Below are 22,546 nucleotides of genomic sequence, written 5' to 3' on the forward strand. Positions count from 1 at the left end.
GGAGGAGACGCTATTCGAACCGGATCGACTCGAGCCACTCGCGGAACCGTTCGCGCTCGGCGTCGGCAGTCGCGTTCGGGCCGCGGAGCTTAAAGAACCAGACGCTCTCGCCGCGCTGGGTCATCGCGGCGAGGGTCGTTTGGTCTGGCCCCACCAGTTGGGCGTACGTCGCCGGGCTGCCGGCGATCTCGATCGCTTCGGTCTCGGTGTCCAAGTCTTCTTGTGTCGTCGCGGCGAGACCCACTTCGCCGCGCCAGCGGTTGATGTTCTCTAACGGGTCGCCCATCGCTCCGGTCGCCGGGAAGACGAAAGCGGTCACCTCGGCGTCGCCCGCGGCCAGCGAGGCTTTGCGCATCGCGCTGCCCGGCTTGTCGGCCCACGCCTCGGGACGGTCGAAGGCGAGTGTCTCACCCGCCGATTGCGCGGCGAAAATCGGTCGCGTTGCGGAGATCGGCGGCGCCTTGGCGGCGGCCGACGCGAACGGCGGCGTCATGCCGCCCGCATCGAAGCTGCCGTTTGCTTCAACGAGAACAGCCCGTTCGGCAGCCCCGCCAAGCGGCACGGCGACCTCGTCGAGCGCGGAGGGGACCACCGGGGCGAGGCCCAGCTGACCGAGCCAACGGTTCGTGTTGCCGAGCACTTGGACCGGCCAATCGTCCACCAGCGGCAGGCCGATGACGCTTATCTCGATAGGATCGCCCTCGCCCGATTCGCTCGGGCTGGGGACGCGGAGCGTGGCCAAACGCATCTGGCCGCCCGGTTCCTCGGTCCATCCGGCGGGCAGCTCCCACTGGGGGCGGCCGTTTTCCACGGTGACCGATCGGTAGAAGTTGCGGATCGCGTCGGCCGCCCCGTCGACGGCTTCAATCGGGGCCACGGCTTTGAGGAACCACGCCTTGCTCTCGCCGGGCAGCATGGCCGCCAGCATGCGGTGCGTCGGCTCGCCGGTCGACTGCGAGACGCCGGCAGGCGAGTCCGTGCTCGGCTCCGCGCCCGTCTGAGCAGCCGGTGGCTGCTCGGGGCGGTCGACCGTGTAGGTGCGGATCTCTTCTTGCGGCCGGCAACCAACAAAAGGCAAGACGCAAGCGAGTGCGAACATCGTTCGCACAGCCAAACGGACAATGGAGGAACGCATATAGTCGGTCGAGGCACTCGGGGAGGATCGGCGTAACGGCGCCCCCCCGTACGGGCGGCGCCTGAAGAGCCCCCGATTATACGGCTTCGTACCATGGCGGGCCTAGCCGAGACCCGCAGCGTCAGATTGACACACCCCGACCCCGATTGGAGTGCCCGATTGGAGTGACAGCCTATAGGCTTTGTCGTCGGACGCGCAGAACGCCGTCACTTCGACCGATCGGCAGCCCTCACCCCCCCGGCGGCCGGCTCAGCCGCCGCCCAGGCTCCGCAGGCCTTCCATCAACGAGCTGTTGAGCGAATACGGTTCGTCAAAGCTCCAGATACTCTGCAGCAGGTCGATCGCCATGATGCCGCACAGACACATCATCAAGAAAGTGCAGCCCATGAAGATCATAATCCACAGCGGGAAGTGGATCTCTTGGGTGGCGTAGGCCGCTGGTGCGGCGCCAGCCGAGAGGCCTCCGGCAGCGGCGTCGGAGACGCCAAAGCCTTCTTCGCTCAAGCCTGTGTCTTCTCCGAGCGGCTCTTCGGCTAGCGGTGCGTCTTCGAACACCACCGAGGCGGAAGATGCGCTGGCGAAAGACTCCGACGCTCCCAACCCCGAAGCGGCCGCCAGGTCGACCCCCGACAAGCCGGAGCCCGAGTCGGGCGAGAGGGCGTCGCCCAGGTCGAGCGACGAGCCAACGGCGGACCCGCCCAGCTCGATCGGCGGGGCGTCGAGGGCGATGCCCGAGTCCGAGGGGCTCAGGTTGATGCCGCTGTCGCCGGGAGACAACGAGAGGTCGCTGTCCGTGTCGCCCAAGACAACGTCGTCTTGCTCGTCGTCGGCGAGCTCCAGCGAATCGATGCCCGACAGGCCCGAGACGCTGCCGATGCCCGATAGCGAGGGGAGCTCGCCGGTGCGCGACGCCATTTCGTCCGGCAAGATATCGCTGCCCGAACCGGAGCCGTCGTCCGCGTCGAGCTCGAGACTCGACAGCGCGTCGCCGGAGGACTTGGCGGGAATGCTTGCGCTCGATTCGCCTTCGAGATCGAGTTCCAACTCCTCGACGTCCTTGAACGCCTCGGCCGGGCTGGCGTTGTCCGAGGAGCCGCCGAGCACTTCCGAGCCGCCCAGTTCCGCGTCGAGCACGTCGGAAACACTGGAGGCGAGCTTCACGTCGCTCGTGCCCGCCCCGTTGTCGTCTTCGATCGTCAGATCGAGGTCGAGGTCGCCGTCGCCCAGGTCGTCTTTGCCCAATGCGGCGTCGCTGAGGTCCGCCTTGCCGATGATCGTGCTGGGCGAGTGGGGGATCGATTCGCCGAGCTCTTCCTCGCTGAGCAGGATCGACTCGGCGTCGTCGCCGTCGGCCAGCGGCTCGATGTCGAGCACGTCGTCGTCCTCGTCGGCGGGGGCCTTGGACTCGGCCTTCTTATCGTCCTTGTCCTCGTCGCCGAGCGAGAAGTCGAGCGACGACAGCTCGTCGGAACCAACCAACTCGAGGTCGCTCGGTTCGGCGAGGCCGAATTCGCTCAGGCCACCCGACGGCTCGGGCTCGTCGCCCGGCAGGCCTTTCTCGGCGAAGGATTCAATGTCTTCGGTGCGGAACTTCCAGCTCGCTCCGTCGCGGTAAGCGCGGAGGTCGCCCTTCTCGCGCAGGGCGTTGAGCTTTTCCTTGTCGACGCCGAGCTTCGTGGCGGCGTCGTCCAGTCCGATGAATTTCTGAGACATCGCGTTTCGCGTAGGAGTTGGGTGTGCGGGCGACCTCCTGTCACGACGCGGCGGGTTGGTGTTTCTCTGTTCGAATCACACGCCTATGAGCGGTTGGCGTGTGACTCTTAACGATTCAGGCCGGCTCGCACATCCTGCGGGGTCGGCTTCTCGGTGTTGTATTCCGTCATCTTCAGGTCCCAGCTGACGGGACGCACGCTCATGAGTTTGATTTTTCCGGTCTGCGGATCGATGTGGTACACGCCGATCGCGCGCTCGACCGTGTCGACAAGCACCAGCGTGTGCGGGGCGCCCTGGCTGGTGATCACGTGCGAGACCACGCCCGGCGCTGCGCCCCCCTGAGCCTCGCCCGCCTGGGCGGCCAACGCAGGGGCGCCGGTTGGGTCGAGCGGGCTAAACTGCGCGGGGGCAAGCCCCGCCAAGCACCCGACCAAAACCAACGCTAGCCAAAGCCTCTTCGTGATGCGTCTCATGGGTCCGCCTTCCTTGGTTCCACGGATTGGAGGCGGGAAGGCCGCCATGCGACGCTTCCCTCATTCTAAAAGCGGGGCATCGGGGATCAAGCTAAATTGCCTATCCCCCAGAGTTTAGGGCGACCGGGCCAACCCGCTCAACCCGCCCAAACCCCACGGGCGTCACCGTATCAGGCCGCAGCAAAGGTCGGCAAGCTCGGTCGCCTTGCCGATGGGCCCCCGATCGGCGGCGGAAGTGGGCCAGCCGGCTTGCACACGACACCCGCCGCGTTAGGCTCACCGCATGCCCCAAGACACTCCCAAGACCGCCCCCCCCGCGGCGCCCGCCCCCGAGGCCGCCGAGCGGCTCGATTTCGCTCGACAAATCGCCCTGGAGGCCGGAGCGGTCACGCTCCAGCATTTCCGCAGCAAATCGCTCAGCGTCGACCGCAAGAGCGATGATTCGCCGGTCACGATCGCCGACCGCGACGCCGAGGAACTGCTCCGCAAGCGGATCTCCGAGCGGTTTCCCGATGACGCGATCCTCGGAGAGGAGTTCGGAGAGAAGCCGGGTGTCAGCGGTCTGCGATGGGTCCTCGATCCGATCGACGGCACCAAGTCGTTCATCCACGGTGCGCCGCTCTACACCACGCTGATCGCTGTGCTCGACGAGCGGGAAGCCGAATCCGCTGCCGGCGAGCCGCTGCTGGGCGTCATCAATGCGCCCGCCACGGGTGAGACGGTCTGGGCCGCAGTGGGCGGGGGCTGCTGGTCGGAAGACCGCGGCGTTGGTGGTCGCGACGCCGAGGCGCCGACCCGTTGCCGCGTCTCTTCGACCGAGGCACTGGCAGAGGGCCTGCTGCTCACCACCGCAGCGCGGACCTTCCGCCGACGCGAGCCCGACGCCTTCGACGTTTACACGTCGCTGCAGGACAAGTCTCGGCTCACACGCACCTGGGGCGACGCCTACGGCTACCTGATGGTCGCGACCGGCAGAGCCGAGGTGATGATCGACGCCGAAATGAGCCTGTGGGACGCCGCCGCCCTTAAGCCGATCATCGAAGAGGCGGGGGGCCGCTTCTGCGACTGGAGCGGCGAGGCGACGGTCCACTCGGGCGAGGCGATCGCCACGAATGGCCTCGTGGCGGATGAGGTGCTGGCCCACACCCGGGGGAGATAGCTCTAGTATTGCTTCTGCCGCCGGGACGATGAGGCTTTATCAATCGAAGGATTGCTCGCCGGTTTCCCGGCTGGGGTGCAGCACTCGGCTGATGCGTACAACGCCCTCATTGGCGGCAAATCGATAGAAGATTGCGTACGTCCGATGTGAAAAGAGCCGGAAGCTTGGCGCGATATTGTCTCGTTGCGTCCCCATCTGCGGGTAAACGCGGAGCAACTCGCAAGTCGCCATCAGCCCCTCGACGAATCGCACGGCCGTTCCGGGAGAGCGCTCGGCGAGGTAATCGAGGATATCGAGTGGGTCGTCGCGGCTGCGCTTGCTGTAGATCAGCCGCGTCATGCCGAGCGAGCGTCGATCTGCTGAGCACGCTTGAGAAGATCGGCGTGGACTCTGTCCGCTTCGAGATCGTCGGCCGCGTCGCCTTCGGCCACGAGAGATCGGAGGCGCCCGAGCGTAGCTTCGCTTTCCTCGCCGGCGACTGCCTCCAGGTGCGACAGCCGGGCCTCGGGCACGAGGAAGAAGCTAGCCTGCCCCTTCTCATCGACCACGGGCACCGCTTCACCCGGGTGGGCGGCGGTCTCAATTCTCATTTCGTCGGTCATTCTTGCGGCCATAGCGATATTTTAGCATGGGCTTGCGGCTCGAATTGTCGATTCGAGAGGAACGGCCGCGTGCGGTGTGAGGGGGGAGTGAATACAGCCGGCGAGCGACGAATATCCTCGTATTTTTGCCCTTCGCAGTGCTTTGGGAGCCATTGTGGCCCCCGAAAACTTCGTTATACTCGCAGTTTCGCGCTGACCGCCCCCGCCTAGCTATGGGGAAGTCGGTCTCAGGAAATGGACTCCTAGCGCCCAATACACCACCTATTTGACAGCGGATAACAGAGCCATGGCCCGAAAGTGCGAAACCTGTGGTAAGCAGGCCCAGATGGGCAACCAGGTCACCACGCGTGGTAAGAAGAAGTACCTCGGCGGTGTCGGCACGAAGATCACCGGCATCACCCGCCGGCAGTTCAAGCCGAACCTGCAGCGTGTGAAGGTCAACGGCGAAGATGGCGCCGCCAAGCACATGCTCGTTTGCGTGCAATGCATCCGCAGCGGCGCGGTCGTCAAGAAGGTCCGCAGCGCCCCGTTCGTGTTGCCGACCGCTTCGAAGTCTTAAACGTTCTTTACCCCGATAGCGGGGGCCCCTCTCTTTGTTAGGGTAGCGTTTTGGCGATCTCGCGCGCCGACGTCGAAAAAGCCTCGCTCCTGGGACGCCTGATTCTCAGCGATCAGGAGCTCGACGAGCTCGCGCCGCAGCTGGCCGAAGTCGTCGCTTACGTCGATCAGCTCTCGGAGGTCGACACCGAGGGCGTTGAGCCGATGGCCCACGCCGTTGAGCTCGTCAACGTGCTCCGTGATGACGAGCCCCGCGAGGGCCTCTCGCGTGAGGCGGCTTTGGCGAACGCTCCCAAGCACAACGGCGTGGGATTCTTGGTCCCGGCCGTGTTGGGCGACTGACTCGCTCGTTCTTTCCCTCGCACTCTCCGCAAGCTACCCCCTTAGGCCGAGACACCCCAGATGGCGACCCCGAGCGAGCTGACGGCCACCGAGCAGCGTCGCCGGTTCGAGTCGGGTGAGGTCTCCTCGGTCGAACTCACCCAGGCGTGTGTCGACCGCGTTGCTGCGGTCGACGATCGGGTTGGCGCCTTCTTGCGATTCGACGCCGAGAAGGCCCTCGCGCAGGCCGCCGCCTGCGACGCGGCTCGCGCCGAGGGCAAGCCGCTCGGCCCGCTGGCCGGCGTGCCGGTCGCGGTGAAGGACCTCTTCTGCCAAGAGGGCGAGATCACGACCTGCGCGTCGAAGATCCTCGAGAACTTCCGCTCGCCGTACGACTCGACCGTCGTGGACCGACTCAAGCAGGCGGGCGCCGTGCTCCTGGGCCGCACCAACATGGACGAGTTCGCCATGGGCGGCTCGACCGAGAACTCCGCCTACCAGACGAGCCGCAACCCGTGGGACCTGGAGCGTTCGCCAGGCGGCTCGAGCGGCGGCGCCGCGGCGTGTGTCGCGGCACTCGAGGCGCCCCTGTCCGTGGGCACCGACACCGGAGGCTCCATCCGCCAGCCGGCCGGCCTGTGCGGCGTGGTCGGCATGAAGCCGACCTACGGCCGCGTGAGCCGCTACGGCCTCGTGGCGTTCGCCAGCAGCCTCGACCAGGCCGGCCCGCTCGCGCGCACGGTCGAAGACACCGCCCTGCTCTACGACGCTCTCGCCGGTCACGACCCGCGCGACAGCACCTCGAACCCGAGCCCCGCCGAACCGTGTGCGCCGACGGTGAATGAGCCCCTCAAAGGGCTCAAGGTCGGCGTCGTTCCCGAACACTTTGCCGAGGGGCTCGACGACGAAGTCCGTGCGGCTGTCGAGGCGGCGATCGAGACCTACCGCGGCTTGGGCGCCGAGACCGTCGAGGTCGACCTGCCGCACGCCAAGTACGGCGTGGCGACCTACTACGTGATCGCCCCGTGCGAGGCTTCCAGCAACCTGTCCCGCTACGACGGCGTGCATTACGGCCATCGCACGGACGAGGCGGCGATGCTCGCCCAACTCGAAGCGGAGCGCAAGGCGGCCCTGGCCTCGGGCGATGCGGAGGCGGCCGACGCGATCGACACCGCCCTGGTGCGCCTCTACCGTCAGAGCCGCAGCGAGGGATTCGGCCCCGAGGTGAAACGCCGCATCATGCTCGGCGCCTATGCCCTCAGCGCCGGCTACTACGACGCCTATTACCTCAAGGCGCTGAAGGTCCGGCGGCTGATCCGGCAAGACTACGACCGGGCGTTCGAGAAGGTCGACCTGATCGCCGGCCCGGTGACCGCCGCCCCGGCTTTCAAGCTCGGCGAGCTGAGCGAGGACCCGCTGTCGATGTACCTAGTGGACCTCTACACGGTGAGCGCCAACCTCGCCGGCTTGCCCGCCATCAGCCTGCCGTGCGGCAAGTCGAAGGCGGGCCTGCCGATCGGCATGCAGCTGATGGCCCCGCCGCTGGCCGAAGAAAAGCTACTCCGCGGCGCTCGCATGTACGAACAAGCGACCGACTGGCATCAACCAACTCCGGATCTTTGATTCTCCGTTGTTCCTTAATTCCTTCGTGGTTCCATTTTTCGAACCACGAAGGAATTAAGGAACAACGGGAGGATAGGCCATGACAGCCGACTACACGACCATCATCGGCCTCGAAGTCCACGTGCAGCTCGCCACGCGGAGCAAGCTGTTCTGCGCGTGCAGCACGACCTACGGCGCCGAGCCGAACACGCAGGTCTGCCCGGTTTGCCTCGGGCTCCCCGGGGCGTTGCCGGTATTGAACCGCGAGGCGGTGCGACTGGCGATCGAGACCGGCGTCGCGCTGAACCTGGAGATCCCCGAGTTCACCAAGTGGGATCGCAAGCAGTACTTTTACCCCGACCTGCCGAAGGGCTACCAAACCAGCCAGTTCGATCTGCCGATCACGCAGCACGGCTACCTGGAGATCGCCGACCCCGGCGGCGCGTTCGAGCCGAAGCGGATCAGGATCCTCCGCGCCCACCTCGAAGAAGACGCCGGCAAGAGCACGCACGACGAGTCCAAGGCGGGGGGCGACAGCCTGATCGACCTGAACCGCACCGGCACGCCGCTGCTGGAGATCGTCTCGGAGCCCGATCTGCGCAGCGCGGCCGAGGCGAAGGCTTACCTCAGCGAGCTCAAGCTGCTGCTCACCTACCTCGGCGTTTCCGATTGCAACATGCAGGAAGGGAGCCTGCGGGTCGACGCGAACGTGAACCTGCACATCGATGAGGGGACTGCTGCAGTAGACGGGGCAAAGCCGACCGCCACGCCGATCGTCGAGGTCAAGAACCTCAACAGCTTCCGCGGCGTCGAGCGGGCGATCGAGTACGAGGCCCAGCGGCAGTGGCGCGAATGGCAAGAGACGCGGCGAAAGATCGGCGACTTCCCCAAGCAGACCCGCGGCTGGGACGACGCGGCGGGCGTCACCCGCGCCCAGCGTCACAAGGAAGAGTCGAGCGACTACCGCTACTTCCCCTGCCCCGATCTGGAGCCGGTGACCATCACCCCCGAGCGCGTCGACGAGGTCCGCGCCCAGATGGCAGAGCTGCCCGCCGCGCTCCGCACGCGGCTCGAGAGCGACTTCGGTCTGCCGCTGTACGACGCCGACGTGATTGTGAACCAGGGCCGCGGCGTGGCCGACTATTTCCTTTCCGTCGCTGCCGCGACCGGTGACGGCAAGCAAACCGCCAACTGGATCACGCAGCACGTGCTGCGCACGATGAACGCCCAGGAGGTGTCGCTCGACGAGTTGGGCCTGCCCGCCGATCGCTTGGCGGGGCTGATCAAGAAGATCGCCGACGGCGAGCTCCCCAGCGCCCGCAGCCGCGAGACGTTCGACCTGATGGTCGAAAAGAACCTCTCGGTCGACGGGGCGATGGCCGAGCTCGGCATCGAGGCGGTCGACGAGTCGGAGCTCGAGGGCCTCTGCCAAGAGCTGCTTGCCGCGAACCCGAAGATCGTCGCCGACGTGCAAGGAGGCAACGACAAAGCCGTCGGCGCGCTGATCGGCCAGGCGAAGAAAAAGAACCCCAACGCCGACCCGGGCAAGGTGCGGGCGATCTGCCTCGGCTTGATCGCCAAGATGTAGCCTCCGAGCCAGCTGTTATTCTAAGAATGGGACGCGGATGAACGCGGATCCAGCGGATCCGCGCGGATTGCTTGAGGTATTTATCCGCGTATATCTTTTTATTCCGCGTTCATCCGCGTTCCTTTCTTCTCCGTGGTGACCCCATGCCGCTGATCACGCTGACGACCGATTTCGGCGCCGGCGGGCGGTATGTGGCCCAGATGAAGGGGGTGATTTGCTCCCTCTGCCCCGAGGCGACGGTGGTCGACCTGTCGCACGCCATGCCGCCGCAGGGCGTCGCCGCGGCGGCTCGGTTTCTCGAAGAGACGACCCTCTGGTTCCCAGCGGGCGCGGTCCATTTGGCGGTGGTCGACCCCGGCGTGGGGACCGACCGGGCGATCGTCGCCGTGGAGACGGCCGACGGCACGCGGTACGTCGCCCCCGACAACGGCCTCTTGGCGTGGTTGGCTAAAACCGGCGGGCCGCTTACGATGGTTCGCATTGAAGAGGCGGAGTATCGTAGACCCCGGGTGAGCGCGACCTTCCACGGACGCGACATCATGGCGCCCGCGGCGGCCCACCTGGCGGGCGGCTTGGCGATCGCCAAGCTCGGCCCCGTGGCCGACGGGCTCGCGCCTCTTTCCGAGCAGCTCACTCAAGGCGAGGCAGGCGTGGCGGAGCGGCATGAAAACCCCCAGGGGGGCGGCATGATCACCGGCCAGGTGGTCGAGATCGACTCGTTCGGCAACCTGATCACCGACATCGGCGCCGAGCTGCTCGGCGGCCTGCCCGAGGGCGAGGCGCTCACCATCGAGTGCGACGAGCACAAGACCTTCGGCCTGCAGAAGACTTACGGCGACCAGCCGCCGATGACGCTGGTGGCCCTGGTCGGCTCGGGCGACAAGCTCGAGCTTGCGATCGTCGACGACAGCGCCCAGATCATGCTCGGCGTGAAGCCGGGGGCGCCGGTCACGCTCAAATGGTGAGCACTCCATTGGTGAGCACAAGTGTGCCCACGAATACGCGCGAATCGCAGCGAATGCACCGTGCCGTATTCGTTCTTATTCGCGAGCATTCGTGGGCGGCTTTCTTCGCCATGAAAGAACTATGACCGAACCGCAGATAGATCAACTCCACGAGTGGGACCGCCGCCATTACTGGCACTCTTTCTCGCCGATGGCCGACTACGAGCCGCTGGTGATCGAGCGCGCCGAGGGAGTGTGGCTGCACACGGCCGAGGGGCAAAAGCTGATGGACGCGGCGAGCAGCATGTGGTGCATGGCGCTGGGCCACAACCACCCACGCGTCACCGCCGCGATCCACGCGCAGGTCGATCGGCTCGCGCATTGCACGTCCCTGGGCATGGGCGCCGACGTGACGGTGCGGCTCGCCAAGCGGCTGGCCGATCTCGCGCCGGGCGATCTGGAGAAGGTCTTCTTCTCGAGCGACGGCTCGTCGGCGGTCGAGATCGCCATGAAGCTCGCCGTGCAATACTGGCGGCAGTGCGACGACCCCAAGCCAGCACGGACTAAGTTCTTGTCGTTCGGCCACGCCTACCACGGCGACACGCTCGGCGCGACGGCGCTGAGCGGCATCGGCCGCTACTACGAGCCGTTCGAGCCGCTCTTGTGCGAGGTGGTGCGCGTGGCGCCCCCCGACGCCCGCAGCGTGACCGACACGAACCCCGCCGAGGCGGTCGCTGGCGAAGCGCTCGCGCGGGTCGACCGTGTGCTCGGCGACTTCGCCGACGAGATCGCCGCCGTGATCATCGAGCCGCGGGTGCAGATGGCCGCCGGCGTGCTGATGCACCCGGAAGGTTTTTTGCGAGGCTTGCGCGCGTTGTGCGACAAGCACGGCGTGCTGCTGATCGCCGACGAGATCGCCGTGGGCCTCGGCCGCTGCGGCAAGAAGTTCGCGTGCGACCACGAGGGCGTGCGGCCCGACCTCATGTGCCTGGGCAAGCACCTCACGGCTGGCTACGCCCCAATGGCGGCGACGCTTGCGACGCCTGCGATCTGGGACGCGTTTCTCAACTCGCCGGACCGCCCCCAAGAGGACCGCACCTTCTACCACGGCCACACGTTCAGCGGCAGCCCGCTGGCGTCGGCCGCCGCGATGGCGTTCTTCGACGAGGTCGACGACGGCCTGCTGGAGAAGATCAAGCCCGCCGTGGACCGCTTGGGCGAGCGGCTCGGCCGCTTGGCGGAGCGCGACGCCGTCGTGCACCCGCGCCAGTTGGGCATGGTGGCGGCGTTCGACCTCGAACTGCCCGGGGCGGATTCGAGCTTCGCCGACCCCAACTCGATCGGCCGCCAGATGGCCCGCCACTGCCGGGAGCGCGGCGTGTGGCTCAGGCCGCGACCCGACATGATCTACGTCGCCCCGCCGCTCACCACCAGCGTCGAAGAGATCGACTTCCTCATGGACGTGGTCGAGGAGAGCGTCGAGGTGGCGCAGGAGGCGCTCGCGGGGGGATCGCTGAGCTAGGGGGAATGATCAAAGGCCAGGCCCCAGTGACCAAGATGGGTAAAAAACAAGATCCATTGCTTATTGGGGCTTGGTCGTTGGGGCTTCCCGATCGGGTCGCCCGGCGGTTACGATTCAACGCTTTACGACAGTTCAAAAGAGTGAGGACGAAGCGCCATGCCGGGCATGTTTGAGGGCAAGAAGGGCCTGATCACGGGGGTGTTCAACAAGCAGTCGATCGCCTGGTCGATCGCTGACCGCATCATGTCCGAAGGGGGCGAGTGCGGCTTCACCTACATGCCGGACAAGCCGGACGACGAGCGGAAGAAGAACCTCGGCCGCGTGAAGAAACTGACCGACGGCAACCCGCGGTGCAAGTTCCTGCAGCCGATGGACGCCACGCAGGACGACCACATCGCCACGGTGATGGACAAGGTCTCCGGCGAGATGGGTAAGATCGACTTCCTGCTGCACTCGATCGCGTTCGCCCCGCCCGAGGACCTCAAGAAGGACACGGTCGACACGAGCCGCGAGGGCTTCAAGACCGCCATGGCGATCAGCGTCCACAGCCTGATGGCTCTCGCCTCGGGCGCCAAGGACCTGATGAACCCCGGCGGCAGCATCCTCACGCTCACCTATTACGGCGGCGAGAAGGCCGTGCCGGGCTACAACGTGATGGGTGTCTGCAAGGCGGCCCTCGACTCGACGGTGAAGTACCTGGCCTACGACCTGGGCCCCCGCGACCTACGTGTGAACGCCCTGAGCGCCGGCCCGCTGCAAACGATCTCCGGCCGTGGCGCCGGCGTCGACGAGATGCTCGGCCTGTACGAGGCGATGGCGCCCCTGGGGCGGAACATCACGCACGACGAGGCGGGCAAGTGCGGCTCGTTCCTGCTGAGCGACATGTCGTCGGGCGTCACGGGTGAGATCCTGCACCTCGATGGCGGCTACAACGCGATGGGCTCGCCGGGCCGGTTGCTCGAGAAGATCAAGGGCTGAAGCCAACCGTCTTTAGGACTGCCGGCGACGCACCGCCGCGAGCAAGGCGCCGGCTATCGCCGCCAGAATCGCCGCGGCGGGCTCGGGGACGCTGATCGCGGCGGGGGTCGCGCCCCGTCCGAAATTCGTCACCCACGTGGCGTAGTCGGCGTTGTCGACCACTCCGTTGCCGTTGGCGTCGGCCCGCAGGTCGATGGTCGAGTCGAGCGTGTCGCGCCACACGGTGAAGTCGGCCGCGTCGACCGCGCCGTCGGCGTTGTAGTCGCCCGGCACGAGCACTTCGACCCTTAGCGTCGCCTGAGTCGAGAAGAAGGGGCCGCTCAAAGATGGCGTCGGGTTGAGCGTGAAGCTGAACGGCGAGCCGTCCGCCAAGACGCCGCTGAGCACCGAGCCGCGTTCGGCCACCACGCCGCTCTGGCCGGGCTGCAAGTCGATTTGCCCTGAGGTCGACGCCGCTTGTTTGACGACGAGCGTCAGCTCGCTCGCGGGGGCGAGGAAGACCAAGTCATCGAACCGCCCGCCGTAGATGCGGGTCGCCTCGGTCGTGGCGAAGGCGGCCTGGGCGTTGAAATCGCCGCCGCGCACCTCGCCGCCGACCTCGCCATGCAGCAGGAACGCGTCGTTGAACCACCCGCCGCTGACCGCGACATCGGCGCCACTCAGCGACACCGCGCCGCTGAAGCCGCCGCCCGACAGCTTGATGTCGCCGACCGATTCGGCAGTCAGGTCGGAGAACGCCCCGCCGGCAATGCTGAGCGACGCCGCCCCGGTCGCTTGAAAGTTCGATCCGAACGCGCCGCCGAGGGCCGAAACCCGACTGCCGGTGTCGGCCAGGAAGTTGGCGCCGATCTGGCCGGCGTGGACGGTGATTTCGGCGTCTCCGAGAGCCTCCATGCCGTCGCCGATCACCCCGCCCGACACGGTCACGCGGCTGCCGGTGTAGGCGCTGAAGAAGCTGTCGACCACGCCCCCAGAGACATTGATCTCACTCCCTGAGCCGGCCGAGAGCGAGCTGTTGACCGAGCCGCCCAAAACATTGACCACGCTGCCGACGCCGGCGTAGAGCAGGCTGCCGACCTCGCCGCTGCGGATGTTGACCGTGGCGCCCGATCCGGCGGTGAAGAGGGCCTGCACCTCGCCGCCGTCAACGTTGACCTCGATATTGGTCGAGCCGGCGTCGCCCGCTTGGAAACCCGTGGCAAGCACGCCGCCCATGCCCAGGTTGAGTTGCGTGTCGGAGCCGACCGAAGCGGGGGCCGGTTGCGGCGGCACGTTGATCACCTGCTCAAACGCAGCCGACGTGGGCGGGGCAACCAACGCGAGTGATGCGGCGGCCACTGTCTGCAGCAGCCACGCGGCTTGGCGGCGGCGCCGTCCCCGCGGCAGGAAGGCGTCTTCAGCGGGTCGATCGGTGAAACGCCAGACGATGGACATGCCCCGTGGTCCTGTGCGGAACGATCCTTAGGCAGGAGCGTTGTGTTGCGATCGGCGCGAGGCTTCTAAAAAACGCGGCGCGACTGCGGACTAGGAAAAGCAGATTTATCGTACTTACGGAAATCCTCGTAAGCAACAAGCCGCTCAACTTCGGTGAAGCCTCGCTTGAGGGGAGACTCGCGCTATCGGTTCGGTCCGTTCTTTCGCGGAGCGAACACCTCAAGGAGAAGCGTTTGCCGGATCGTTGCTTGAGATCGTGGCCTCGGCGTCCACCGAGACGATCCGCAAGAGCGGAGTGCTAGCGGCCGGAAGAAATCGGTATGGGTCGACTCGCGGGGCCCGTGATAAACTCCGCCCCCCGCAGCAATGACAAGACGGTCGATCCCGCCCGTGCAAGACGCACCAACTCGTGGGATCGCCGGCTTGTCGGAGCAAAAACCCCTTTCGACCCTAACGAACGGAGTCGAGCATGGATGCTCGCCCGCGTCGGACCGCCGCTCGCAGGACGCGATCAGCGGCGGTCCTCTTTCTTGTCTTGGCAACGCTCGCCTCGGGCGGGGTGCTCCAGACCGCGGCTCACGCCGCCGTGCACCGCACGAAGAACTTCGTGGTCAATGCGCCGACACCGCAGCTGGCGCGCGAGATCGCCGACTCGGCCGAGGCGTGGCGCGAGCGGCTGGCGATCGAGTGGATCGGCGAGCCGATGCCCGATTGGACCGAGCCGTGCAAAACCGTGGTGCGGGTGTCGCCCAACCTGGGCGCCGGCGGGGCGACGACCTTCGTCTTTGACCGCGGCGAGGTGTTTGGCTGGGAGATGACGATCCAAGGCTCGAAAGAGCGGATCCTCGATTCGGTCCTGCCGCACGAGATCACGCACACGGTGTTCGCTTGTTACTTCCGCCGCCCCCTGCCCCGCTGGGCCGACGAGGGCGCCTGCACCACCGTGGAGCACAAGAGCGAGGTCGGCAAGCAGGAGCGGCTGTTGATCCGCTTCCTGAAGAACGGTCAGGGGATCGACTTCCGCGAGATGTTCGGCATGAAGGAGTACCCGGCCGACGTGCTGCCGCTTTACGCCCAGGGGCACTCGCTCACGCAGTTCCTGATCGAGCGTCGCGGCAAGCCGGCATTCTTGGCGTTCCTGGCGGACGGCATGGTCGACGAAGACTGGCGTCGGGCGGTCGCCAAGCACTACGGCCACGAGAACGAGTACGCCCTGCAAGAGATTTGGCTCGAATGGGTCAAGGCGGGCCGCCCGCGGCTCGAACTCGAGCCGGATGTCGCGGTCGCCGCGGCGACGCCCACGACGCCGCAGAGCGGTTTTCCGGTGCGGCAGGTCTCTGCGCAAACCGACGAGCGTCTGGCGGCGAACCGGTCGAAATCGGTCTACATGAGCTACGACCAGGTCGAGCCGCCCGAAGCAGCCGACGCACCGCGCGAGCCCGTCCGTGGCTGGGCGCATGGGAACGACGCGGCGGTCAACGGCGGAGCAACCTACTGGCGCTGACGAGCTGCTCCGGTCGCTCACGCTCACGGTTCGCTCAAGCGGCGGAACGCCGTTTTCAAGTCTGCAGCAACGCCCTGGTGGTGTAGTAGAACACCGGCGCTGCAAAGCAGAGGGCATCGATGCGGTCGAGCACGCCGCCGTGGCCTTCGATCAGGGTGCCGTAGTCTTTCACGCGGCGGTCGCGTTTCACCGCCGAGAGCGTCATCGCTCCTGCGAAGCCCATCACGGCGATCAGCATCGACACGAGCGCGGCGTGCCAGAACACGGTGAACGGCGTCGCGCCGATCTCGTAGAGCGTCACGCCTATCAGCGCGGTTGTCACGGCCGAGCCGAGGAACCCCTCCCAGGTGCGGCTCTGGTTGATCTCCGGAGCGATCACGTGCGAGCCGTAGAGCCGGCTCCAGGCAAACTGGATCGCCTCGCTCAGCAGCGACAGGGTCACCAGAAAAAACAGCAGCCGGGCGTTGTCGCTGCGGGTGAGCCCGGCGCCGCGGGGGTTGAGGTACAGAAGTGCGGGGGCGTAGCTCAGGCAGTAAACGCAGACTAAGAGCCCGGCTTGGATCTTCGAGGCCCGTTCCAAGAACCGTTTCGGGTCGCCGGCGATCGCGATCCGCATCGGGATGAACAGGAACGCGAACACCGGGATCAAGATGCTGAACCACTCGTGGGCGTTCTGCCCCACGAGGACGTACTGCAAGGGCGTGAAGAAGAAAAAGACCCAGAACAGCGCGCGGTGGTCGCTCAATCGCGTTGGGGTGAGCGTGATGAACTCACGCAGCGCCCAAAAGCTGATAAAGCCGAACAACGCGACCGTGGCGCCGCGGCTGAAGAACGCCACGGCGAGCAGGCAGCAGATGATCCACCAGCTGCGCACGCGGCTGTTGTAGGCCTCGATGGCCGCCGGGTTGAGTCCCAGCTGCGTCTGCCGGCTCAGCACCTTGCCGACCAGCGTCGCGATGAACAGCACCCCCACGACCGTGGCGGCGAGCACGGTGTTTTGCTCACCCATGGCGTGGCGGCCTCGTGGCGGTACTGGTGCGGCGGGGTCTCATGTTCATTCCTCGTAGGGCGCGGCGAGTCGCAGGATCGATTGGCGGGCGCGGGCCAGGAAGTCGGTTTTCGACTCGCCTTGCTCGAGCCATATCGGCGGGCCGAACGTGATCGACGAGAGCAGCGGCACCGGCAGGTACTCGTCGCGCGGCAGCACGCGTCCCATGTTGTGCAGGTAAACGGGCACGAGCTCGATCTCGGGGCGTTTCTTGCTCAGATAGTACAGTCCGCTCTTGAACTCGCCCACCTGCTCGCCGTCGGTCCGTCCCCCCTCGGGGAACAGAATGACGGAGTGCTCGTCGCCCATCTCGCGGAGCATCAGGTCGATTGGGCTCTGGTGCACCTTGATGCTGCGGCGGTCGATCAGCATGGCGTTGTAGGTGCGGGCCATGTGGGGCCGCAGCCAGCCCTTGCTCCAATAATCCTTCGCCGCCACCGGGCGGGTCACCCGACGCACGTCGCGCGGCAACGCCGACCAGACCAGCACCACATCGATGTGGCTCGTGTGATTGGCGAAGTAAACGCGTTGGCACGTGTCGGGTTGGCAATCGACCCACCGCACGGTGGCGCCGCTCATGAAGCGCGCCAGGGTGGTGAGGAGCAACTCGGTGAACATCTAGCGGGGCCGCTGCGGGGGCTAGCGGGCGTGGGCGAGCGGACGGCGTCGGTGGAGGGCGAGCGTAGCCGCTCGTGAGCCGCTTCGGTCGAACCTCACTATTATGCCTGCGGCGCCGGCTCGGCACGAGTGGCCGTCGCGGAGGCTTTTTGAGGCAGTTTGCGGCCTGTCTTCGATTCGTAGAGCTCGCCCAGCAGCCGCTCGTAGCCTCGCACCATCACGCCCAGCGACGCCCGCGAAGCGACATGACGCCGCCCCGCGGCGCCCATCTGGCGGGCCAGGACCGGGTCGAGCAGCAATTCGACAAGCCGCTTGGCGAGCCCGCACTCGTCTCCCGGCGCAACGAGCCAGCCTGTTTGGCCGTCGATCACCGAGCGGTGAACCGAACCAACGTCGGTCGCCACCACGGGCTTGCCGGTGCTCATCGCCTCGAGAATCGACACCGGGTTCGCCTCGTTGTGCGAGGTCAAGGCGACGACCTCCAGAGCGGCGAGCACTTCCGGCACATCGGAGCGATTGCCCAGAAAGCGCACCGCGTGCTCGACGCCGATCTCGCGGGCGTAGCGCTCGAGCGCCTCGCGCCGCGGGCCGTCGCCGATTACCAGGAACACCGCCTCGGGGATCTCGGCGAGCACACGGCGGGCCGCGTCGAGGTACAGCTCGTGGTTCTTCTCCGGCCGCAACGCGGCGAGGATGCCAACCAGCGGCGCGGTGGGCGCGACGCCGATCTCCTGCCGGATCGCCATCGAGCCTTCCAGCGGAGCGAACCGACCGGTGTCGACGCCGTTGGGGATCACCCGCACCTTGCGCTGCGGGAAACGTTCTTTCTCGACCATGTGTCGCCCATGCGGTTCGGCGACGGCGATAAAGGCGTCGGTGATCGGCGTGAGCAGACGGTTGAGGCGACCGACGCCGTCGGGCCAGCCCGTGCTGTGCAGCGCCGAGGCGACGACCGGCGTGCCGGCGATCTTGGCGGCAAGCCGCCCCCAAAACATCTTGTCGCCGGCGCCCACCGTGACGACCGCTCCGATGCGCCGCTCGCGCAGCAGCCGCACGAGTCGCGGCAGCACCCGCAGGTCCCATTTGCTGCGGAGCAAATGGCTGTGCACGGTGTAGCCGCCAGCCGCGAGCTCCTCGCCCAGCGGGCCGGGCTCCTTGAGGCACACCACCTCCGGGGCAAACCGTTGGCGGTCCATCCCGCGGACCAGGTTCACCAAGAGCGTCTCGGCGCCACCGACCGGCATGCTGGTCTGGACGAACAGCACCGGCAGCGGCGCCGCAGGCGGCTCGGGCATGGTGGAAGCGGCGGCGTTCAATGGATTAGTGGGTTGTGCGGGCATGGGAGTGCGTGAGGGACGCGGTGGGCCACAAGCGGCCCAGCCGGTTTTGGATGGCGGTTGTGAGACGTTTGGTTTGACGCGGTGAGAGCAGGACGCCGCGCAGCGCGGCGACCGAGAGAACAATCGAGCCGGCGGCGATGGCGCCGTCGGCCCCGAGCACCAGCAGCGCGGGGGCGAGCACCATCAGCAGCGTCGTGCGGCCCAGGGGCATGCCGCAGCGGCGGTTCACTTCGAGCTGGGCGAGCAGCGCGATCAGGGTCGAGATGGCCGTGGCGGCCACGGCGCCCTTGAGTCCCCAGGCGGGCAGCAAGGCGAGGTTGAGAGCCACGTTCGTCGTCAGACCGATCGCCAGCGGCAACGCCGCCCGCCGCGACTTCTCGGCGCACCACAGGTACGTTTGGGCAACCAGGAGCAACGCGAACCACACGCACGCCGTGACGGTCCAAGGCAGAACGGCGAGGCCCGTGTCGTACTTGCCCTCGAAAGCCAGGCGGAACAGCGTCGGGCAAACCAGCAGCACGCCGCAGCCGGCGGCGATCATCGCGGCAGACGCCAGTCTGATCGTGGTGCTGAGTTGCACGCCTACCGCCCGCCGTCGTCCCGACTCCCAGTCGTGGCTGAAGTGCGGCGTGAGCGTGCCGACCAGCAGGTTGGCGATCGAGATCAGCAGCGCCGGCACGATCATGCTCGTGTGGTAGTGCCCCACCTGCTCGAGCGCCTCGGTCGGGGTGAACCTGCCGCAATGCAGGATCATGTAGCGGTCCACGATCGCGAACAGGTTGGTGAGCAGGTTACTGACCCAAATCCAAATGGCGAACCGCATCAGCGGCGACCAGAAGTCGCGTTGCGAGGGTCGCTCGGCGGCGATCGCTTGGGCCACGTCGTCGCCGTCGCGGAATCGCCACGCCGACCAAGCCAGCACGCCGACCGACGCCACCAAGCAACCGCCGGCATAGCCAGCCACCACACCCACGGCCGACGGGCTCCAGAACGATAGCAAGGTGAGCGCCAAGGCAGCGAAAGTCATGCTGTGGGCGAACTGCTGCGCGGAGACCACGCGGAACAATCGCAGCCCCGAGAAAACGGCTTCGAGGAAATGGTGCAAGATGACCACCGCCAGGCAGGCGATCGCCGCCAGCGCGAGACCGGTTTGCGAGCTATCGCCAAACACCACCCGCGCCACAAGATCACGACGCCACACGAGCACGCCGATGGCTGATGTGGCCAGCAGCGTGGTCCACAGGCCGGTCCTCCAGAGGAACAGCCGCAGTTGGCCGCGTTGGCGGTATCGGTCCAGGTAACGCCCGAACGAGCCGGGCAAGCCGAGCACCGCCACCGGCGCCGCCAGCAGGAGGAAGCCGTAGGCCATCTCCCAATGGCCGAGCTCCTCAGGGTCGAGCCAGCGACAGAACAGCACGCCCCGGCCAAAACCGACGGTGCGCTGCACCACGGTCACCATCAGCACCACCGCAAGGCTCGAAAGGAGCGTCTCGGAATGGGGGCTGCGGCGAGCGGCGGGCTGGGCGGCGGCAGACGGTTTATTGTCGAGGGCTTTAATCGCTCCGTCCCCCTTCGACCATCGACGCCACATCGGGGCCGTGGATCGGCGGCACGCTCAGCTCGCTCGGCGAGTCGTTCGCAGCGGGAGGCGTCTCGGGGGCGGCGATCGACAGCTTGCGCGGATCGATCGTCATCCAATTCCAGAAACGGGCCCATTCGGGATCGGCGTGGATGCGTTGGATCAGGAAGGCGTCGTCGCACTCTCCTGGCAAGTTGTACCCGCCGTACGCCGCACACGCGCCGTGGAATCCCGCCTCGCGGGCCACTGAGAGCGCCGCGCTCGTCAAGGTGTCGGGCGTGCCGTACGGGAACGCGAAGTAACGCACCTCGCTCTCGAGCCGTGTCTCGAGATCGCACTTCGACCCGGCGATCTCTTCGACAAGCCAGTCGTGGTCACGCGACCGGCCGAGGTGGGCGTGGCTGCGTGTGTGGGCGCCGATCTCGACGCCAGCCGACGCCATCGCCCGCAACTCTTCGATCGTGTTCGGTCTCAGCGGCTCGCCGCGGGCCTCGTCGTGCGAGAACGGGAGCCCGTGGATCATGTTCTCTGTGGAGACGAAGTAGGTGAACGGCACACGGTTGCGCAGCAAAAGCGGGATCGCGTAGTCGCAGTTGTCGGCGTAGCCGTCGTCGAACGTGATGCAGGCGGTCGGCCGGGGGCAGTCGCCGGCGGCCAGGCGCCGCTGCGCTTCGGCCAGACTCACCAGATCGAAACGCTTGCTGAGCCAGTTGATCTGACGGCGGAACGCCCGGCGGCCGATCGTCCAGTCGTTGGGCCGGTCGTCGGCCACGCGGTGGTAGAACAGCACGGAAACCGGCCACCGCCTCTCGGCGCCGAAAGTGCGCGCGAGCGCGCGCCGTTGCGGCCAAGTGGCGGCGCCGTAGGCGCGCAGTGCGAGTTGTCGCCAGGGGCTCACGAGGTCGCGTCCTCCGTCGGCGGGGCCGCAGGGGCGGGAGTTCCGTTCCAGGCCCCCAGGCCATTCTTGAGCACCCCACGCAGCCCCTCGGCGACGCCCGTCGCGCCGGCGCGCAGGCGGGCTGAACGGCGAGGCGGAACGACGCGGTGCGAGACCGTCGCGTGCGGCTCGGCGCGCCAGTGCGGCTTGTAAGCCTCGTCGCCCCGCAGGAAATCCATTCGCGGCCGGCCCTCTTCGATGGCCGAGCGGATCGTGTAGATCATCGCCAAGCGGCCGGGTTCGTCGTCGAGGCGATCGGGATCGACACCACCCTGGTAGGCGTAAACGGCGCCGGCAGAGCCATCAATCTCGTCTCCCAGATACTGGTACTCCACGGCGGCCGGCTCGCCGGCCAGCTCTAGCCAGCCGAGCCGCAGGCGGCCGGCGCGAAGCAGGTCGCGGGCGACGCGCTCGTGAAAGCACGCGAAACGCTCCGACGCAAAGCAACCCGGCTCTCCAAGGCTCAGCCGGCGGCGTTGGTGCAAGTCGACGAAGATCGGCCAAGCGCTGTCGAGATCGGCTTCGTTCTCTACACGCCGCCAAACGGGGCTGAGCTCGGCGTCGGCTCGGCGTTCCGCTTTGCGGAGCTGCTTGCGGTGGCTCTTGGATTGCATCGCCAGGAAATCGTCCCACGATTCGGGCAGTTCGAGCGCCCAGCAGGAGCCAGCCGTGCGGCTCGTCGATTCACAGCCCCGAGCCCCGAGGGCGTCTAACAAGGCGGCGATCGCCACGTCGTCGGCGTCGGCGTCGGTCAGCTCGAGGCGGTCCCACCCACGCTGGTTGAGCGTCAAGTATTCGGCAAAGCCGTTGGCGACGCGCGACGCGTTGGCGTCGTCGCAGAGCAACGAGAGGTGATCGGTGCAGATTTCGCCGTCGCCTAGCGGGCGGATCACGCGGCCGCGTGCGACCGAGGTTTCCAGTCGCCAGGGTGCGACTCCAAGGAGCTGCTCGCCATGGGCGGTTGTTTCGTAAGCGGCTAGCACCCACGGCGTTTGTCGGGCTTCGCCTGACAGGTAGACACGCGCCCAGCCGGCGAGCCACTCGTGACGCCGAAACGGCGCGCCGCACGTCAGCTGGTTCCACTCGGGGGCGAGCGCGTCGAGTTCATCGGCGATGGTTAGCAGGCGGACTTGCACGGTGTTGATGTTCCTCGGTCGCGGCTTCGGGGAGGGGGAGTTGCAGCTCGCCCCCGTTCGGGAAAGCGAGCCCACAGTTCCACGCTCAAATCTTGCCCGCGGATGGGGCAATTCAACTGAAATCTCTAAGCGATTCTGTGTTGCGACAAAGCCACGTGTGGCGGTTTCGCAACGTCCCAGCGGTTATCCACGTGACCTCTGATGAGGGGCGCCGGAAATCCGCCAACAGACCTCGGGGGTCGGTCGTTTAAGGGGGTTGGCGTCGCACGCCGAGTTTGCAGCGGGGGGCTGGGCATGGCGATTGCTTTGGGTGGCGTCAGCGAGCGGCCGCTGGCGTGCTCGCTCCCAGCCAATT

At 66.9% G+C, this 22,546-nt stretch carries 21 protein-coding genes; 9 read left to right on the plus strand and 12 right to left on the minus strand.

What is annotated here, in order from left to right; all coding sequences use genetic code 11:
- Positions 1 to 10: 10 nt before the first annotated feature.
- From Mal64_RS00285 to Mal64_RS00295, 3 genes are all read right to left on the minus strand, one after another.
- Positions 11 to 1,099, minus strand: a complete 1,089-nt coding sequence (locus Mal64_RS00285; protein WP_146395530.1) for a hypothetical protein — start codon at positions 1,097 to 1,099, stop codon at positions 11 to 13.
- A gap of 285 nt (positions 1,100 to 1,384) precedes the next feature.
- Positions 1,385 to 2,848 carry a helix-turn-helix domain-containing protein gene (locus tag Mal64_RS00290; protein ID WP_146395532.1) on the minus strand — a complete coding sequence of 488 codons (1,464 nt, stop codon included), beginning with the start codon at positions 2,846 to 2,848 and terminating at the stop codon, positions 1,385 to 1,387.
- A 107-nt stretch (positions 2,849 to 2,955) separates the two neighbouring features.
- The gene (locus Mal64_RS00295; protein ID WP_146395534.1) at positions 2,956 to 3,321 is read right to left on the minus strand and encodes a hypothetical protein; all 366 of its coding nucleotides are present in this window, start codon (positions 3,319 to 3,321) and stop codon (positions 2,956 to 2,958) included.
- 283 nt (positions 3,322 to 3,604) lie between these two features.
- On the opposite strand from Mal64_RS00295, the gene hisN reads away from it, so the two are divergent.
- A complete protein-coding gene (gene hisN, locus Mal64_RS00300) occupies positions 3,605 to 4,480 on the plus strand; it encodes a histidinol-phosphatase (protein WP_146395536.1) in 876 nt (291 codons plus the stop codon).
- A 39-nt stretch (positions 4,481 to 4,519) separates the two neighbouring features.
- On the opposite strand, the gene Mal64_RS00305 is transcribed toward hisN, so the two are convergent.
- Both Mal64_RS00305 and Mal64_RS00310 read right to left on the minus strand, forming a co-directional pair.
- Positions 4,520 to 4,819 carry a type II toxin-antitoxin system RelE/ParE family toxin gene (locus Mal64_RS00305; protein ID WP_146395538.1) on the minus strand — a complete coding sequence of 100 codons (300 nt, stop codon included), beginning with the start codon at positions 4,817 to 4,819 and terminating at the stop codon, positions 4,520 to 4,522.
- The gene (locus Mal64_RS00310) at positions 4,816 to 5,070 is read right to left on the minus strand and encodes a hypothetical protein (protein ID WP_146395540.1); all 255 of its coding nucleotides are present in this window, start codon (positions 5,068 to 5,070) and stop codon (positions 4,816 to 4,818) included. The genes Mal64_RS00305 and Mal64_RS00310 overlap by 4 nt, the downstream gene beginning before the upstream one ends.
- Positions 5,071 to 5,368: 298 nt before the next feature.
- On the opposite strand from Mal64_RS00310, the gene rpmB reads away from it, so the two are divergent.
- The 7 genes from rpmB to Mal64_RS00345 all read left to right on the plus strand — a co-directional run bounded on the left by rpmB (position 5,369) and on the right by Mal64_RS00345 (position 12,595).
- On the plus strand, positions 5,369 to 5,641 hold the full coding sequence (gene rpmB / locus Mal64_RS00315; protein ID WP_146395542.1) for a 50S ribosomal protein L28: 273 nt from the start codon (positions 5,369 to 5,371) through the stop codon (positions 5,639 to 5,641).
- A 50-nt stretch (positions 5,642 to 5,691) separates the two neighbouring features.
- The gene (gene gatC, locus Mal64_RS00320; RefSeq protein WP_146395544.1) at positions 5,692 to 5,982 is read left to right on the plus strand and encodes an Asp-tRNA(Asn)/Glu-tRNA(Gln) amidotransferase subunit GatC; all 291 of its coding nucleotides are present in this window, start codon (positions 5,692 to 5,694) and stop codon (positions 5,980 to 5,982) included.
- 60 nt (positions 5,983 to 6,042) lie between these two features.
- A complete protein-coding gene (gene gatA, locus Mal64_RS00325; RefSeq protein WP_146395546.1) occupies positions 6,043 to 7,584 on the plus strand; it encodes an Asp-tRNA(Asn)/Glu-tRNA(Gln) amidotransferase subunit GatA in 1,542 nt (513 codons plus the stop codon).
- 79 nt (positions 7,585 to 7,663) lie between these two features.
- On the plus strand, positions 7,664 to 9,151 hold the full coding sequence (gene gatB, locus Mal64_RS00330) for an Asp-tRNA(Asn)/Glu-tRNA(Gln) amidotransferase subunit GatB (protein WP_146395549.1): 1,488 nt from the start codon (positions 7,664 to 7,666) through the stop codon (positions 9,149 to 9,151).
- A gap of 143 nt (positions 9,152 to 9,294) precedes the next feature.
- Positions 9,295 to 10,116: an SAM hydrolase/SAM-dependent halogenase family protein gene (locus tag Mal64_RS00335; protein WP_146395550.1), complete on the plus strand. Its 822-nt coding sequence runs from the start codon at positions 9,295 to 9,297 to the stop codon at positions 10,114 to 10,116.
- 121 nt (positions 10,117 to 10,237) lie between these two features.
- A complete protein-coding gene (gene bioA / locus Mal64_RS00340) occupies positions 10,238 to 11,617 on the plus strand; it encodes an adenosylmethionine--8-amino-7-oxononanoate transaminase (RefSeq protein ID WP_146395552.1) in 1,380 nt (459 codons plus the stop codon).
- A gap of 156 nt (positions 11,618 to 11,773) precedes the next feature.
- Entirely contained in the window at positions 11,774 to 12,595 is an 822-nt protein-coding gene (locus tag Mal64_RS00345; RefSeq protein WP_146395554.1) for an enoyl-ACP reductase FabI, read from the plus strand.
- Between the two features lie 12 nt (positions 12,596 to 12,607).
- Here Mal64_RS00345 and Mal64_RS00350 read toward each other — a convergent pair whose 3' ends face one another.
- Positions 12,608 to 14,029, minus strand: coding sequence for a dockerin type I repeat-containing protein (locus Mal64_RS00350; RefSeq protein ID WP_146395556.1), 1,422 nt, complete (start codon positions 14,027 to 14,029; stop codon positions 12,608 to 12,610).
- Positions 14,030 to 14,564: 535 nt separating this feature from the next.
- Here Mal64_RS00350 and Mal64_RS00355 point away from each other — a divergent pair.
- Positions 14,565 to 15,533 (plus strand): hypothetical protein, encoded by a 969-nt coding sequence (locus Mal64_RS00355; protein WP_146395558.1) that lies wholly within the window; start codon positions 14,565 to 14,567, stop codon positions 15,531 to 15,533.
- A 55-nt stretch (positions 15,534 to 15,588) separates the two neighbouring features.
- Here Mal64_RS00355 and Mal64_RS00360 read toward each other — a convergent pair whose 3' ends face one another.
- From Mal64_RS00360 to Mal64_RS00385, 6 genes are all read right to left on the minus strand, one after another.
- Positions 15,589 to 16,542 (minus strand): phosphatidate cytidylyltransferase, encoded by a 954-nt coding sequence (locus Mal64_RS00360; RefSeq protein ID WP_146395560.1) that lies wholly within the window; start codon positions 16,540 to 16,542, stop codon positions 15,589 to 15,591.
- Between the two features lie 45 nt (positions 16,543 to 16,587).
- Entirely contained in the window at positions 16,588 to 17,199 is a 612-nt protein-coding gene (locus tag Mal64_RS00365) for a lysophospholipid acyltransferase family protein (RefSeq protein ID WP_146395562.1), read from the minus strand.
- A 101-nt stretch (positions 17,200 to 17,300) separates the two neighbouring features.
- On the minus strand, positions 17,301 to 18,494 hold the full coding sequence (locus Mal64_RS00370) for a glycosyltransferase (RefSeq protein ID WP_197525283.1): 1,194 nt from the start codon (positions 18,492 to 18,494) through the stop codon (positions 17,301 to 17,303).
- A gap of 25 nt (positions 18,495 to 18,519) precedes the next feature.
- Positions 18,520 to 20,130, minus strand: coding sequence for a lipopolysaccharide biosynthesis protein (locus Mal64_RS00375; RefSeq protein WP_146395566.1), 1,611 nt, complete (start codon positions 20,128 to 20,130; stop codon positions 18,520 to 18,522).
- Positions 20,093 to 21,016, minus strand: coding sequence for a polysaccharide deacetylase family protein (locus Mal64_RS00380; RefSeq protein ID WP_197525284.1), 924 nt, complete (start codon positions 21,014 to 21,016; stop codon positions 20,093 to 20,095). Before Mal64_RS00380 ends, Mal64_RS00375 begins: the two co-directional genes overlap by 38 nt.
- Positions 21,013 to 22,191 carry a GNAT family N-acetyltransferase gene (locus tag Mal64_RS00385; protein WP_146395570.1) on the minus strand — a complete coding sequence of 393 codons (1,179 nt, stop codon included), beginning with the start codon at positions 22,189 to 22,191 and terminating at the stop codon, positions 21,013 to 21,015. The genes Mal64_RS00380 and Mal64_RS00385 overlap by 4 nt, the downstream gene beginning before the upstream one ends.
- Positions 22,192 to 22,546 lie beyond the last annotated feature (355 nt).

Origin of the sequence: Pseudobythopirellula maris, assembly GCF_007859945.1 — a bacterium.
Lineage (GTDB): Bacteria > Planctomycetota > Planctomycetia > Pirellulales > Lacipirellulaceae > Pseudobythopirellula > Pseudobythopirellula maris.

Excerpts from the sequence above, each read along its gene's own strand:
- Mal64_RS00285 (WP_146395530.1), bottom strand. The coding sequence starts at position 1,099 with ATGTTCGCACTCGCTTGCGTCTTGCCTTTTGTTGGTTGCCGGCCGCAA.
- Mal64_RS00290 (WP_146395532.1), bottom strand. The coding sequence starts at position 2,848 with ATGTCTCAGAAATTCATCGGACTGGACGACGCCGCCACGAAGCTCGGC.
- Mal64_RS00295 (WP_146395534.1), bottom strand. The coding sequence starts at position 3,321 with ATGAGACGCATCACGAAGAGGCTTTGGCTAGCGTTGGTTTTGGTCGGG.
- hisN (WP_146395536.1), top strand. The coding sequence starts at position 3,605 with ATGCCCCAAGACACTCCCAAGACCGCCCCCCCCGCGGCGCCCGCCCCC.
- Mal64_RS00305 (WP_146395538.1), bottom strand. The coding sequence starts at position 4,819 with ATGACGCGGCTGATCTACAGCAAGCGCAGCCGCGACGACCCACTCGAT.
- Mal64_RS00310 (WP_146395540.1), bottom strand. The coding sequence starts at position 5,070 with ATGAGAATTGAGACCGCCGCCCACCCGGGTGAAGCGGTGCCCGTGGTC.
- rpmB (WP_146395542.1), top strand. The coding sequence starts at position 5,369 with ATGGCCCGAAAGTGCGAAACCTGTGGTAAGCAGGCCCAGATGGGCAAC.
- gatA (WP_146395546.1), top strand. The coding sequence starts at position 6,043 with ATGGCGACCCCGAGCGAGCTGACGGCCACCGAGCAGCGTCGCCGGTTC.
- gatB (WP_146395549.1), top strand. The coding sequence starts at position 7,664 with ATGACAGCCGACTACACGACCATCATCGGCCTCGAAGTCCACGTGCAG.
- Mal64_RS00335 (WP_146395550.1), top strand. The coding sequence starts at position 9,295 with ATGCCGCTGATCACGCTGACGACCGATTTCGGCGCCGGCGGGCGGTAT.
- bioA (WP_146395552.1), top strand. The coding sequence starts at position 10,238 with ATGACCGAACCGCAGATAGATCAACTCCACGAGTGGGACCGCCGCCAT.
- Mal64_RS00345 (WP_146395554.1), top strand. The coding sequence starts at position 11,774 with ATGCCGGGCATGTTTGAGGGCAAGAAGGGCCTGATCACGGGGGTGTTC.
- Mal64_RS00350 (WP_146395556.1), bottom strand. The coding sequence starts at position 14,029 with ATGTCCATCGTCTGGCGTTTCACCGATCGACCCGCTGAAGACGCCTTC.
- Mal64_RS00360 (WP_146395560.1), bottom strand. The coding sequence starts at position 16,542 with ATGGGTGAGCAAAACACCGTGCTCGCCGCCACGGTCGTGGGGGTGCTG.
- Mal64_RS00365 (WP_146395562.1), bottom strand. The coding sequence starts at position 17,199 with ATGTTCACCGAGTTGCTCCTCACCACCCTGGCGCGCTTCATGAGCGGC.
- Mal64_RS00370 (WP_197525283.1), bottom strand. The coding sequence starts at position 18,494 with ATGCCCGAGCCGCCTGCGGCGCCGCTGCCGGTGCTGTTCGTCCAGACC.
- Mal64_RS00375 (WP_146395566.1), bottom strand. The coding sequence starts at position 20,130 with ATGTGGCGTCGATGGTCGAAGGGGGACGGAGCGATTAAAGCCCTCGAC.